This is a genomic window from Azospirillum brasilense, from assembly GCF_001315015.1.
GTDB classification, from domain to species: Bacteria; Pseudomonadota; Alphaproteobacteria; order Azospirillales; family Azospirillaceae; genus Azospirillum; species Azospirillum brasilense.
This window is the reverse complement of sequence record NZ_CP012918.1, coordinates 36441-49411: the sequence shown is the minus strand read 5'-3', so window position 1 is coordinate 49411 and position 12971 is coordinate 36441. Positions and strand designations below refer to the sequence as shown.

Genomic DNA, 12971 nt, shown 5'->3' with positions numbered 1-12971 from the left:
GCCGCCTCTGGCGTCAGGAACGGGCGATCTCCGCTCCAGCGGCGCGCTCCAGCTCCTTCACGACGACCGTCATGTCGTCCTGTCCGCCGCCATGGGCGTGGGCCAATTCGTAGAGTTGCTTGGCGAGCGCGCAGATCAGCATCGGCGCGCCGGCGGCCTCCGCCTCGGCCACGCACAGCCGCAGATCCTTGCGCATGAGTTCGAGCCGGAAGCCGAAGTCGAAACGCCGGTCGAGGATGCGGTCCGCGAGGATGCTCTCCGTGACGAAGCTGCGCGCCGTGCTGGCGTTGAGCATGTCGAGGATGGCGTCGGCGGACAGGCCGAAGCGGACCCCGAACAGGATCGCCTCGCTGGCCGCGACGAGGTTGGCGCCCACGATCATGTTGTTGATCAGCTTCAGCGCCTGCCCCTGGCCGACGCCCGTGCCGACATGGACGACGTGGCGGCCGAAGCTGCGGAAGACGGGGGCGAGCGCCTCGTAGGCCCAGGTCTCGCCGGACACCATGACGGACAGCGTGCCGGCCTGCGCGCCGGACACCCCACCGGCCAGCGGTGCGTCCAGGGCCGTGATCCCACGGCCCGCGAGCCGGTCCGCGATCTCGCGGGCGGCGCTCGGCCCCGTCGTCGAGTGGTCCACGCAGATCCGGACCTTGCTCCCCTCGATCACGCCGCCGGGGCCGAGCACGACCTGCCGGACGATGTCCGGTGTCGGAAGGCAGACCAGCACCGCCTCCGCCGCATGGCCGACCGCCGCCGCCGACGGGCAGACCGTCGCGCCGAGCGCCGCCGCGGCTTCAAGGGCGGCGGGGTTGGTGTCGAAGACGTGCAGGTCCTGGCCGGCCTTCGCGAGATGGCGCACCATTGGGGCGCCCATTGCGCCAAGCCCGATGAAACCGATCGCCATGCCTTCCTCCCGTCTGTTGAAGCGACCGCCGGGTCGCCTTGAATTGCCGACCACGCTGCGGCACGACGGTTCGCCGAGCAAATGAGTTTCCGGCCGCGGTCCGTTGACCTGAACTCAACGACATGGGGCGCAACGGATAAGAGAAAGCGCCCAGACCGACAGCCTCTGTTGACCTGAGGTCAACAGCGCCCTGCGAAAAGCTCGCTTATTGTTGGATAACCGAACATTCACCCTCTCCCCATCGGCGCGGCTGGTCGCCGCATCGTCAGCAACGCTTGGGGAGGAAAAGGAAATGGAACGGTTGGAGGCGGCGCGTGCGCCGAATTCCGCAGCGATCTTCGCGTCATCGGACAATCCGTCATCGGACGACGCCGTCGTCCGGCGGCTGACCGCCGCTCAGAAGAAGGCGATCATCGCCGCAACGGCGGGCACGATCGTCGAATACACGGACTGGGTGATCTATGCGATTTTCGCGTCGATCCTCGCGAACAAGTTCTTTCCGGCGGGCAACTCCTTCACCGCCCTTCTTTCGGTTTTCGCCATCTTCGCGGTCGGCTTCATCATGAGGCCGGTCGGCGGCGCGGTCCTCGGCGCCTTTGCTGACCGCCACGGCCGCAAGAAGGGCCTGACCCTGTCCATCCTGCTCATGTCGGGCGCGTCCTTCGTGATCGGCGTCTGCCCAACCTACGACCAGATCGGTCTGGCCGCCCCGATCATCCTAGTGCTGGCGCGCCTGACGCAGGGATTCTCGGCCGGTGGGGAATTCGGCTCCGCCTCCACCTTCCTGATCGAATCCGCGCCCGCGGACCGGCGGGCCTTCGCTGGGTCCTGGCAATGGTTCGCCATCAACGCGGGCACGCTGATCTCCTTCGTGCTCGCCTTCTCCTTCACGGTCATCGGGAGCGACGGGGGGCTGTCGTCCTGGGGATGGCGCGCCGCCTTCATCATTGCCGGCCTGCTGGGCCTGGTCACGCTGTGGATTCGCCTCTCCGTCGGTGAGACCGAGGTCTTCAAGAAGCGAGCGGCCACGGAGGGCGTCCAACGGCACCCGATGGTTGACGTGTTCCGCAAGCATCCGCGCGACGCCCTCCGCGTCATCGGCATCGCCATGGCCGGCAATCTGCTCAACTATGTGTGGATGGTGAATTACCCGAGCCACGCGCACCTCGTCACCGGCCTGCCGATGAGCCAGACGCTCCTGGCGGGCATCGTTTCGGTCACCGTGTCGCTCGTCCTGATCCCCTTCGTCGGCATGCTTGCCGACCGGATCGGGCGGCGCCCGGTGCTGATTGCCTTCGCCTTCAGCTCCGCCCTCTACGCTTGGCCGAGCCTCGCTCTGCTCTCCCCGGCCACCAGCTTTCCCGAACTCGTGGCGATCCAGACGGTCGCCATGGTGCTCATGACCGGCTTCGCCGGGGCCGGGGCCGTCACGATGGCCGAGCAATTTCCAACCGAAGTGCGGGTCACCGGCATCGCGCTGCCCTATGCCCTGTCCGTCACGCTGTTCGGCGGAACCGCGCCCTACCTGATCACGGCCATGGGCGGCTGGGGATACGGCCACCTCGTGTGGATTTACCTCGCGGCCATCAGTGTGATCGGCGGGATCGTCTACACGCTCATGCCGGAAACCAAGGGAAAGCCGCTGCCCTGACCGGTTCTCTCCCCGAGGGGCGGCTGGCGGATGCCCGTCAGCCGCCCTTTGGCACGTCCTGGCCGACGCTTACGTCCGGGTTTGCGCCAAAAGCCACTCCCGGAACCGGCGGAAAGCCGGGTTGCGCATCCGGTTGCGGGGATAGATGAAGTAATAGGTGAACTCCCCGCGGTCGAGCGGCGGCCCGAAGGGCTGCACCAGACGGCGGGCACGCAGATCCTCGGCGAACAGCGCCTTCTGCGCGATCATGACGCCTTGGCCTTCCAAGGCCGCCTGATAGGCGAGCGTGGAACTTGCGTATTTCGGCCCGGCATAGGGATCGATGCCTTCGGCGCCCGCCGCTTCCAACCAGTAGCGCCAGTCGTCGAGCCGCACCAGCGAGTGAAGCAGCGTCTGACCCGCAAGGTCGCCGACCCTTTTCAAACCCGCGTGCCGCCGCAGGGCGGGGCTGCACAACGGCACCAGTTCGTTCGCGATGAGCCGGTCCACCTCGACGCCGGGCCAGTTGCCGTCCCCCAGCCGGATGGCGCCGTCGACGTTTTCCCGGTCGAAATCCACCGCCTCCACGGAAGTCGTGAGGCGCACCTCTGTGGTCCTGTTGTCCGCATGGAACGACGATAGGCGTGGAATCAGCCATTTGACCGCGAAGGTCGTGTAGGCGCGGATTCGGACGACCTCGATGGTCGTCTGGCCGGTGAGCTTCCGGGTGGCCTCGCGGATGCCGTCGAAATGCAGCGTGATCGCCGCCAGATACTGCTCCCCTTCGGGCGTCAGGACGATTTCCCGCGGCTCCCGGCGGAAGAGCGGCGTGCCGAGATGGCTTTCCAGGCTCTGCACCTGACGGCTCACCGCACCCGGCGTGACGGACAGTTCATCCGCAGCCTTGCGGATGCTCCTGAGCCGGCCGGCGGCTTCGAAGGCGCGCAACGGGTTGAGAGGGGGAAGCCGATCCATGGCATTAGGATTGATCCGCTGTTGAGCTTTGGTCAACGGTGAATTCGGACCCGTTCGCGGCGCTCCACCCCCTCCATTGCTGAACGTCGTGCAACAGCCTGTGAAAAAGGCGGCGGATTGTTCGGGTCGGCGCCGGGGCGTAGCTTTTCCTCACCACGCTAGACCGGCGGGGCCAGGAGAAACGGACGGGCATTCATCCCCGGCCGCTCCGTCAAAAAGACCACCCTTCGTTCCATTGTTCCTGAAAAGAGGAGACGCTCCATGCGCGTGTGGTTCATCACGGGTGCTTCCCGCGGTTTCGGTTCGCTCATCGCTGCCGAAGCCCTCGCCGCCGGCGATGCGGTCGTCGCGACCGCCCGCAACCCGAAGGCGGTCACCGAGCGGATCGGCGATCATCCCAACCTGCTCCCCGTGGCGCTCGACGTGACGGACGAGGCTCAAGCCCAGGCCGCAGCCGCGGCGGCTGTGGAACGCTTCGGTCGGATCGACGTGCTGGTCAACAACGCCGGTTACGGCCTGCTCGGCGCGGTCGAGGAGTCGAGCGGTCCCGAAGTCGAGAAGATCTTCGCGACCAACGTCTTCGGCCTTCTCGCCGTAACCCGGGCCGTGCTGCCGCACATGCGGCGCCAGCGTTCGGGCCATGTCATCAACATCTCGTCCATCGGCGGCTACGGGGCCTTCGTCGGCTGGGGCGTCTACGGTTCCACCAAGTTTGCGGTGGAAGGCATCACCGAGGCGCTCGCCGCCGAACTCGCCCCCCTCGGCGTCAAGGCGACCGTCGTGGAGCCGGGCTTCTTCCGCACCGATTTCCTGGACGGGCAATCGCTGGCGGTGAGCGCTGAGATCGCCGACTACGCCGAGACGGTGGGAGCCATGCGCCGTTTCGCGGCGGACGCCAACCACGCCCAGCCCGGCGATCCCACCAAGTTCGCCAAGGCGATGCTCACGCTCGCCGGTGCCGAAAATCCGCCGGTGCGGCTGGCGGTAGGCAGCGACACGGTGGCCCACATCGAGCGCAAGAACGCAACGGTCGCAAGGGAACTTGACGCGTGGCGGGAGCTTTCGCTATCGACCGACTTGCCGGCGACCGCCGGGTAACGCCTCCCGCATCGCAAGCGCATATCGTCTTCTGAACGAAGGACCGTGGCTGCCGGGTTTTCCCGGCAACCACGGTCCTTTTCGTCGTTCCGCCCGCCTGTCGGCAACCGGCCTTCCTGTTGAGTTTTGCTCAACCATGCTTGCCGCATTGTCGTTCTGAATGCCGGGCTTTCCTCACCTATCCTCTCACCATCGCAGCGCTGCGCTGCGCATCCAAAGGAAGGGCAGGACCCATGGAAGGGCCGAACGGAGAGAACCCGCATCCGGAGCCGTCCTGGCTCGACCGGAGCAACGGCGCGCCCCGGCTGGCCGCCTCACGCCACCGGGAAACGGGCCGCTGCGTGTTTCCGCGCGTGCCGGCCGCGTCGCCGGCCGCGCCGCGCTACGAGCCGGTCACCTTGTCGTCCTATGCCCGGCTCTACAGCCACACCGTCATCCACCCCAACCCGAAGACCGGCCAGGCTCCGTTCGCTCTCGTCTATGCGGATTTTCCGGAAGAGGTCCGGGTTTTCGGCCGGCTCGACCTGCCGGAGGGTGTGCGCCCGTCCATCGGAGCGCGGCTGGAAGCCGTCATCGACGAGTCCGCGGACGGCAACGCCCGCTATGTGTTCGTTCCCGCAGAGGAGGCCGTTCCATGAGCCGCGACGTCTACATTGCCGGGGTGGCGATGACACCGTTCGGGCGCCATGACGCCCGATCCATGCAGGATCTGGCGCAGGCCGCCGTGCTGGGGGCGCTTGCCGACGCTGGTGCGGACCAGAATCGAATCCAGGCCTTCTACAACGCCAACGTCTATGGCGGCATGGTGCTGGGGCAGGTGCTGATGCGCGATCTCGGCATCACGGGGCCGGCGCTCTACAACGTGGAGAACGCCTGCGCCAGCGGAGCCACCGCCGTCCATCTCGCCTGTCAGGCGCTGCGCCTCGGCCTGTACGACACCGTCCTCGTCTGGGGTGTGGAGCAACTGACCCGGCTGGGTGGCGGCACCATCCCCCTCCAGCGCAACGACTACAAGACGGAGCTTTACGCGGCACAGGGCATGACGCTGCCCACGGTCTATGCCATGCGCGGCAGCCGCTATCTTCATGAACGCCGGGAGACGCCGGAAATCCTCGCCCGCATCGCCGTGAAGAACCGCGCCCACGGCGCTCGCAACCCCTACGCCCAGCAGCGCAAGGAGGTCACGGTGGAGGAGGTGCTGAATTCCCGCCCCGTCGCGGAGCCGCTGACGCTGCTGCAATGCTGCCCGTCGCAGGTCGATGGGGCCGCCGCCCTCGTGCTGACGACGGTGAAGCCGGCATCCTCCCGGCGTCCGGTGCGTGTTCTCGGCTCCGCCGTCCAGTCCGGCCATCTCGAAGAGGGCTGCGACGACATCCTTGACGCGGAAATCACCGCCCGCACGGCGCGGCTCGCCTACGAGGAGGCTGGCGTCGGCCCGCGGGACGTCGGTGTCGTCGAGCTGCACGACGCCTTCACCATTGCCGAACTTCTCTATTACGAAGCGCTCGGCCTCTGCGAGAAGGGCGGGAGCGCCGATATGCTGCGGCGTGGGGACACCGCGCTCGGTGGCCGCGTTCCCGTCAATCCGAGCGGCGGCCTGCTCGCCAAGGGTCATCCGCTGGGCGCCACCGGCGTCGCGCAGATGGTGGAGATCGCCTGGCAGCTTCAGGGCTGTGCCGACGGGCGTCAGGTCGAAGGGGCCCGCATCGGTCTGACGCAATGCACCGGTGGCGGAATCGCCGGCGTCGACCATGCGGCGTCCTCTGTCCATATTCTGGGGGTGTGAGCCATGGAAGCGCGGGATATCGTCGTCGTCACGGGCGGAGCCCGTGGCATCGGCTTCGGCATCGCCCGCCTCATGGCGAGCAGGGGTTACGACGTCGCTCTGTTCGACCGTGACCGGGCGGCACTGGACGAGGCGGCCGCCATACTGCGCGACAGCAGCGGTGCGCGGGCAGTCCCGGTCGCCGTGGACGTCACCAGCCGCATCGAGGTCGAAGAGGCCGTCGCCGCGGTCGCGGCGGAGTTCGGCCGCATCGACGTGCTGGTCAACAATGCCGGCATCGTCCGTGACAAGCGGCTTTTTGCCATGGAGGAAGAGGATTGGGACGCCGTGGTGGCGACCAATCTCAAATCGCAGTTCCTCACCTGCAAGGCGGTCCTGCCCGGCATGGTCGAACGCGGCTATGGCCGGATCGTCAACATCTCCTCGCGCGCTTGGCTCGGCGGCTTCGGTCAGGCGAACTATTCGGCGGCCAAAGGCGGTGTGGTCAGCCTCACACGCAGCCTGGCGATCGAGTTCGCTGCAAAGGGTGTCACCATAAACGCCGTCGCTCCGGGCATCGTCGACACGCCCTTGTTCCGCACGTTCAGGGATGATGTGCAGGAACGCTTGAAGACGAGCGTTCCCGTGCAGCGGATCGGCACACCGGAGGACATCGCCCAGGCGGTTCTGTTCTTCGCGGCGCGCACGAATTCCTACATCACTGGCCAGCTTCTCTATGTGTGCGGTGGCCGGTCGCTCTCAAGCCCCAGCGTCTGAACGAGAGGTGCGCCATGACCATCACCAGCAACGTCGAGGATCGGATTGGCACAATCACGATCGACCGCGCCGAAAAGCTCAACGCCCTCGACCCGGAGCATCTGCGGGCGCTGCGGCGGCATCTGGCCGGCCTTTCGTCCGATCCGTCCGTGAACGTCATAGTGATCACCGGTGCGGGCGGTCGGGCCTTTTGTGTCGGCGCCGATCTCACTTCCGCTCCGACCAGCGATGCGGGCGTCGCCGAGGCCTTTCCCATGGATCTGGAACAGTCAGGCGAGAACGGGCTCTACATCCGCCTGTTCGACCTCTCCGGCCTGCAGATCCGTAAGCCGTTGATTGCAGCCGTCGACGGATACTGCCTTGGCGGAGGATTGGAACTGGCTCTGCAATGCGACCTCGTCGTCGCATCGGGCAAGGCATCTTTCGGTCTGCCCGAGGTGGCGGTGGCGAGCGTGCCCGGAGGAGGCGGAGCGACCAACCTGATGCGGGCCATCCCTCGCGCCGTCGCGATGCGGATGCTGCTGACCGGCGAGCGCATCGACGCGTCACGGGCGCTCGCCATCGGCCTTGTCAGCGATGTCTGGCCCGCGGAACGTTTTGCCAACGAGACCAATGCGCTCGCACGCCGTATCGCCGACAATGGCCCGCTGGCGGTTCAAATGATCAAGATGCTGGCCAGCCAAACCACGACGTTGCCAAGTCTTCAGGCGTTCCAACTGACGGAACTGGCCTGGAGCCTGCTGCGCGACACGGCTGACCGCCGCGAGGGGCGGCAGGCGTTTGCCGAAAAACGTAAGCCGGTTTACATTGGCCGCTGATGGTTTGGGATGGTGCCGGAAACTTGTAATCTCTCCGGTTTCCGGTGCAGTCGTGATGAGCAGACCGCCGCGGTCATGGACTGGCAGGTGGATGTGCTTCTGCGACGAAACGCTAACCTGCCGCTGACCATGCCCGCCTGGGCGGACGGTTCGCATTCTGACTGCGGCGCCCGGCTCTCCAATTCCGAGACGAAGGCCTCCGTGGTCGACAAGCCGTTCGAAGTCGACGCTGGTGTCGCTGTGGAGACCGGCCTGTTCGGCCGTCTTGTGGTCCCGGCGGACCCGGCGCGGGCCACCGAGATCCAGGACCTCGCCCGGCAGGCCGCCGTCTGGGCGACGCGGACGCGCGGGGAAGGCACGCTGCGCGCCTACCGCTCCGCCTGGACGGCCTACAGCGCGTGGTGCGACCGCCTCGGCTTCGCCCCGCTGGCCGGCGACGCCGATGTCATCGGGATGTATCTGGTCAAGGCGGCCGAACGGCTGACCGTGCCGACGCTGCGCGTTCACCTCGCCGCCATCGCCACCGCCCACCGCCTCGCCGGGGTTCCGGTTGACCTCAAGCACCCGCGCATCGCCCTGGTGCTCGACGGCCTCGCCCGCGGCCAGGCCGACCGCCCGATCCGCCAAGCCGCGCCGATCCTCCTCGACGCCCTGCCGCGCCTGCTCGCGGCGCAGCCCGACGGGCCGCTCGGTCTGCGCAACCGCGCCATGCTGCTGATCGGCTACGGCGCCGCGCTCCGGCGCTCTTCCGCACAACTAGAGGCAGATGTGGCCCGCACCACCGCCGAGGTCCGGCGGCCAACCAGTTGAGCTGCCGGCGATCCTGCTCTTGGCCGGGCGCCGTATGACGCACATTCACAAGCGACTTGGCGTTGAACACCGCGTCACGTGCCAGGGAACAGTCAGCCGCCAGTTATCTTGACGGCACGGGGCGTCCGAGAAGCCGCCAAGGCGGCTTCCGACAACCGATGCAACGTGCTTCTCCGCACCGCCAGCGGAGCATGGCACACGGCCAACCACTCCGGGCTCGCGAGAATCTCTTCTGCCAAACGCCGGTAATGCGCGGCATCCGGCAGCCCGAGAGCAGGCGACTTCGATGGTGGGCTTTCCGGTGTCGTTTCGGGAAACGGCTTGCCCGTACGTGGGGCTTTCCCCTTATGGCGCTGAACGGAGGCTTCCCGGACACGGTGAGCCGACTGCATTACAAACGCCTCACCAACGATCTTTTCCAGCCGCTGCCGCAAAAGCTCCGGCCATCTCGCGCTTCGTACAACCAGCCAAGCTCTCTGGTCATCTCGAACCCAGCGGCACAGCCAATCCAGGGAGGCGACCCACCGGTACGACCCGATGCAGGTCTCCGACAACAAGGCGCCGGTTTCCCCCTCCAACAGAAGGGCCACGACCGCGGCCAGCAGACTTCGGCGTCGCGCAGGCGGTACGCAGCATGCCCAGTACTGCAAGTCGAAATTTGATCTGAACCGTCCAGGTGAAGGAAAGGCGGCGCTGTCGAATGCGTTGATCGCATGGTGGCGAGGATAGCCGCCTTGACCCACCGTCAGTGCTACTATCAGGTCCTCGGTTGCTGCGATGAACGCCGTCGGATGCGATGGCCCCATCCATCGAGACGTGGGTATCCGGCAGTCCAGCGCCCGGCAAAGATCCGTCTCGAAGGCCATGACCACATCCCATGCGTGGTGGATCGGATGGTCGTCGTCGAGCGGGCGGGCGGTGGCAGCATCCTTGGGGCTCGCCGTGGCATACTCGTCGAGCGGGCGGCCGCAATCCCCACAGTACAGCCGGGTTCCGCCATCGGACGGCACAAACTGGAGGAGGCTGGCTGTTCCACAGAATGGGCAGAGATGCCGCAACGGGAGGCGGTGTCGGTGACAAAAGCCGACGGCCGCATGAGCCCAATGACGACGCAGGTACGCATGCCGGCCGGTGGCCCGGTCTTCGCTCAGGCAGAGCTCGCACCACCCCGGAGCCAGAGCGTCGGCATAACGCTCGGTTCCGTTGGTCGGATCCAGGGCGCCCCAGTCCCAGGCGAACCAATGCCGCGGCCAAGTCGGGTGAGCCCTCGCCAGGGCAAGGGCCGAAAGACGTTCGACTGGAAGCCGGGCGGCCACGGCAAGCGCGGTGATTTCCTCGCGGGCCGGCCGGTAATCCAGACCATGCAAACTCGCCATGCCTTCCGCATCGCCGCCCGGCGTGGTCAGGAGACCCCGCAAGGCGCCGCCGTCCAGGTCGTACCTGCAAGCGACCCGCGACAGCCACGACGACAGCAGCTCGTCCTCCATCGGCCGGGGGGCGAGCGGCAGCACCGTCGGCGCCATGACGGAGCCGACCGTCATCGCCTACACCGCCGCCGAAGCCTTCCGTCCCAAGCCGCGTTGCGCCTTGACGGTCATGGAAACCAGCGGAAGCACCAGATCGTCGGCGGTGAAACTCTCTTCATCGATCATCTCCCGACCGCTCCGGATCGCCGCGATCGCCACGGTCTCGATCAGCCGGAAGACGCGCACCGTGATCCCATCCGTCATCGACAGCACGCGCCGGCTGACAGACGCGCTACTGAGGGGCGAACGTTGCCGCAACGGCAGAATTGCCGCAAGGCTGGCGAGCAGGTCGCGGAATGCCTGATCGTCCCGCCAGTGCGTCAGCTCCAACGCATCGAACCGGTCGGCGAGTTGCTGATCGGTCAGCAACGCCATCCGGGCCTCGTCGGTGCCGACGCAGACCAGGGGGATGCGCAGATCATTGGTCAGGAACCGCAGCGTGTTCAGGAAAATCCGTTGTTGACGGTACGTGCCGGCCAGCATGGCATGCACCTCGTCGATGACCAGCATCCGGGCGTTCATCTCACCCAATAGACGCCGGCACAGGTTGCGGGCGCCACGCACCGTTCCCGATCGCCGCTGCGGCACGCCGAGCGCGGTCAGCAACTCGTCGTAGAAATCCCCCTCATCCGGCTGCGTCGGCATCTGGAACGCGACCACCGGCATGGTCGTCACCCCCGTTCCCTCGTTGAAGACCGCTGGGTGATCCCGCACGAACTTGCGGATGATCTTGGTCTTCCCCATGCCGATGTCGCCGAACAGCAGCAGGCACGGCATGCGGTCCCGCTTCGGGTAGGTGAGCAGGTCGTCGAGCTTGCCGAGCGCCGCTTCCGCCTTCCGATGGTTGATCCAGCGGTCGGCCCGGATCCATTCGATGCGTTCATGGTCAGCCAGGCACGCGTATTCGCGATAGGCCGGATGAAGGTGTTCGAACCCCTCGCTCATGACCACTCCTCCACATCGTAGGGCAACAGGGGCCGATCCGTCGGCGGGCCGTCGTCGGCGGGCGCGGCTGACGGCTCCGTGTGCTCCGGCGCCATGCTCGCCGTCTCAGATCCGGCGAGTGCATATGCGGTGCGTTGCATCGTTTGTCGGGCGGCTTTGGTTCGTGCCGCGGCCTCGGCAACCAGTATCCGCTGGGCCTCGACCGCATCGAAGATCATCGCCTCGTCCACTGACCGGCGCCCCCGTTCCCGCAGCACCCGCGTCGCCTCGAGGTGCTCCCACCGTGTGATGCGCGGTCGGCGCAGATCGCGGTAGCGGATCGGCCAGTGCTTCCCATCCGGAGCTTGGAGAAACACCCGCGACAAGTCGCGTGGGTCGTACTTGACCGGCATCCGGCATTCCGATTGTCCGGCCCATACGCTCAGAATGCTGTCCCAGTAGTGGATGTTGAACATCCGGATGCCCTCCCGCGTCACCTTCCGTTTCTCGAACGGCAGGAAATCGAACAGGAATCGCTCCGGGTCGGCCGGATGACGCACCGGGGTGGGCCGCCGGGCAACGGCGTCCTCCCACGCCGTCATCGGCGGAAGCTGAAGGCCGCTGTGAATGCTGGCGTGGTAGACCCCCACGATTTGAATGGCCAGCCACGTTTCCAACTCCGGCAGCGTCATCACCGCCGTCTTCTCCGGGTCGTACTCGCCCTTCTCGTCAATGTTCGAGAAGGTGGTTCCCGGCAGGAGATGGACGGCGCCCATCATCGTCCCGATCAGCCGCTCAATGTGGCCTCCGAAGCGCGGCGTCGCCGGCGGACGGTACTGTTGCTCGATGCCATACTCCCGGCAGCCCCGCTCCAGGGCCTTCGAATGAAACTCCTTGCCGTTGTCCATGTGCAGGATCTCCGGGAGCCCCGCAACTGGCCAGGGAGCCGTCACGCCGCGTTCCGCCAGCCAGTCTGTCTTCGGCAGCACGGCCTGCCGCATGGCCATGGCGACGGAGATCGCCGACGGCGCCTCCAAGGTCAGATAGAAGCCGACGACCATTCGGCTCGCGATGTCGATGATCAACGTCAGCCAAGGCCGCCCGAGGGGAAGGCGGTACATCTCATCGACGACGATCACATCGACCCGCGTGTGGTCGATCTGGACGACGTGAAGCGCGTGATCCGAAACGTATTCTCCGAAGACGGGGCGGAACTCGTCGCGAGCCGCTTTTGGCCCCTCCCGCGCTTTCACCAGGGCCTTTCGGCCCTGCCGATCAACGCGGACTCGCAAGGCCTTGATTGATGGCGTCGAAAGGCCCCGTGCCTGGCACTCGTGCTCGATGTGCCGCCGCAACGCGGCCATCGTCGGATGCTGGCGGGTCATGTAGTAGTCGCGGATTGCCGCCTCGATGACAGTCTCGATCTCCGGCGCCAGGAAGCGAAATCCGCGCGCCGGGCCCGGCTTGGGCGGAATCAGGGAGCTCGTCACCGGTTTCTCGCGATAGAGCGCCACAAGCGCGTAGATGCGGCTCCGCTTAAGCCCCAATATGGCAGCGGCATCGGCAACCTCCGCCCGCGTCAAACGCTGGCGCTCTGCCAGGGGCCGGACGACGCGCTCCCGGCGCTCCGCCTCGTGCCATTCCTCGTCAGTGGCCGATTGATGATCGGCTTTGCTCTGCGGCATGACCGCCACCGTGACGACGTTCTGTATCGACATCGTCCGGTGATCCTGGACATCAATCC

12 protein-coding genes are annotated in these 12971 nt (G+C 66.6%); 7 read left to right on the top strand and 5 right to left on the bottom strand.

Annotation, left to right across the window (positions count from 1 at the left end; genetic code table 11):
• Positions 1-13 precede the first annotated feature (13 nt).
• Positions 14-904: an NAD(P)-dependent oxidoreductase gene (locus AMK58_RS28050; RefSeq protein WP_059399761.1), complete on the bottom strand. Its 891-nt coding sequence runs from the start codon at positions 902-904 to the stop codon at positions 14-16.
• A gap of 292 nt (positions 905-1196) precedes the next feature.
• Here AMK58_RS28050 and AMK58_RS28045 point away from each other — a divergent pair, with 292 nt between their 5' ends.
• Positions 1197-2555 (top strand): MFS transporter, encoded by a 1359-nt coding sequence (locus tag AMK58_RS28045; protein WP_081650398.1) that lies wholly within the window; start codon positions 1197-1199, stop codon positions 2553-2555.
• 69 nt (positions 2556-2624) lie between these two features.
• Here the strand turns inward: AMK58_RS28045 and gcvA are convergent, their stop codons facing one another.
• Positions 2625-3509 (bottom strand): transcriptional regulator GcvA, encoded by an 885-nt coding sequence (gene gcvA, locus AMK58_RS28040; protein WP_035684131.1) that lies wholly within the window; start codon positions 3507-3509, stop codon positions 2625-2627.
• Positions 3510-3770: 261 nt separating this feature from the next.
• Here gcvA and AMK58_RS28035 point away from each other — a divergent pair, with 261 nt between their 5' ends.
• The 6 genes from AMK58_RS28035 to AMK58_RS28010 all read left to right on the top strand — a co-directional run bounded on the left by AMK58_RS28035 (position 3771) and on the right by AMK58_RS28010 (position 8777).
• The gene (locus tag AMK58_RS28035) at positions 3771-4607 is read left to right on the top strand and encodes an oxidoreductase (protein WP_059399760.1); all 837 of its coding nucleotides are present in this window, start codon (positions 3771-3773) and stop codon (positions 4605-4607) included.
• Between the two features lie 233 nt (positions 4608-4840).
• Positions 4841-5245 (top strand): Zn-ribbon domain-containing OB-fold protein, encoded by a 405-nt coding sequence (locus AMK58_RS28030; protein WP_035684127.1) that lies wholly within the window; start codon positions 4841-4843, stop codon positions 5243-5245.
• Positions 5242-6393 (top strand): thiolase family protein, encoded by a 1152-nt coding sequence (locus AMK58_RS28025; RefSeq protein WP_035684123.1) that lies wholly within the window; start codon positions 5242-5244, stop codon positions 6391-6393. Before AMK58_RS28030 ends, AMK58_RS28025 begins: the two co-directional genes overlap by 4 nt.
• Positions 6394-6396: 3 nt before the next feature.
• The gene (locus AMK58_RS28020; RefSeq protein ID WP_035684120.1) at positions 6397-7149 is read left to right on the top strand and encodes an SDR family oxidoreductase; all 753 of its coding nucleotides are present in this window, start codon (positions 6397-6399) and stop codon (positions 7147-7149) included.
• Between the two features lie 14 nt (positions 7150-7163).
• Positions 7164-7967 (top strand): enoyl-CoA hydratase/isomerase family protein, encoded by an 804-nt coding sequence (locus tag AMK58_RS28015; RefSeq protein WP_035684117.1) that lies wholly within the window; start codon positions 7164-7166, stop codon positions 7965-7967.
• 201 nt (positions 7968-8168) lie between these two features.
• Positions 8169-8777, top strand: a complete 609-nt coding sequence (locus tag AMK58_RS28010; RefSeq protein WP_156355545.1) for a hypothetical protein — start codon at positions 8169-8171, stop codon at positions 8775-8777.
• Between the two features lie 92 nt (positions 8778-8869).
• Here AMK58_RS28010 and AMK58_RS28005 read toward each other — a convergent pair whose 3' ends face one another.
• The 3 genes from AMK58_RS28005 to AMK58_RS27995 are packed head-to-tail and all read right to left on the bottom strand — an operon-like array spanning position 8870 to position 12945.
• A complete protein-coding gene (locus AMK58_RS28005; protein WP_035684109.1) occupies positions 8870-10318 on the bottom strand; it encodes a TniQ family protein in 1449 nt (482 codons plus the stop codon).
• Positions 10319-10321: 3 nt separating this feature from the next.
• Positions 10322-11248 carry a TniB family NTP-binding protein gene (locus AMK58_RS28000; protein WP_174436159.1) on the bottom strand — a complete coding sequence of 309 codons (927 nt, stop codon included), beginning with the start codon at positions 11246-11248 and terminating at the stop codon, positions 10322-10324.
• Entirely contained in the window at positions 11245-12945 is a 1701-nt protein-coding gene (locus AMK58_RS27995) for a Mu transposase C-terminal domain-containing protein (protein WP_199228249.1), read from the bottom strand. Before AMK58_RS27995 ends, AMK58_RS28000 begins: the two co-directional genes overlap by 4 nt.
• Between the last annotated feature and the right edge of the window lie 26 nt (positions 12946-12971).

Excerpts from the sequence above, each read along its gene's own strand:
- AMK58_RS28050 (WP_059399761.1), bottom strand. The coding sequence starts at position 904 with ATGGCGATCGGTTTCATCGGGCTTGGCGCAATGGGCGCCCCAATGGTG.
- AMK58_RS28045 (WP_081650398.1), top strand. The coding sequence starts at position 1,197 with ATGGAACGGTTGGAGGCGGCGCGTGCGCCGAATTCCGCAGCGATCTTC.
- gcvA (WP_035684131.1), bottom strand. The coding sequence starts at position 3,509 with ATGGATCGGCTTCCCCCTCTCAACCCGTTGCGCGCCTTCGAAGCCGCC.
- AMK58_RS28035 (WP_059399760.1), top strand. The coding sequence starts at position 3,771 with ATGCGCGTGTGGTTCATCACGGGTGCTTCCCGCGGTTTCGGTTCGCTC.
- AMK58_RS28030 (WP_035684127.1), top strand. The coding sequence starts at position 4,841 with ATGGAAGGGCCGAACGGAGAGAACCCGCATCCGGAGCCGTCCTGGCTC.
- AMK58_RS28025 (WP_035684123.1), top strand. The coding sequence starts at position 5,242 with ATGAGCCGCGACGTCTACATTGCCGGGGTGGCGATGACACCGTTCGGG.
- AMK58_RS28020 (WP_035684120.1), top strand. The coding sequence starts at position 6,397 with ATGGAAGCGCGGGATATCGTCGTCGTCACGGGCGGAGCCCGTGGCATC.
- AMK58_RS28015 (WP_035684117.1), top strand. The coding sequence starts at position 7,164 with ATGACCATCACCAGCAACGTCGAGGATCGGATTGGCACAATCACGATC.
- AMK58_RS28005 (WP_035684109.1), bottom strand. The coding sequence starts at position 10,318 with ATGACGGTCGGCTCCGTCATGGCGCCGACGGTGCTGCCGCTCGCCCCC.
- AMK58_RS28000 (WP_174436159.1), bottom strand. The coding sequence starts at position 11,248 with ATGAGCGAGGGGTTCGAACACCTTCATCCGGCCTATCGCGAATACGCG.
- AMK58_RS27995 (WP_199228249.1), bottom strand. The coding sequence starts at position 12,945 with ATGTCGATACAGAACGTCGTCACGGTGGCGGTCATGCCGCAGAGCAAA.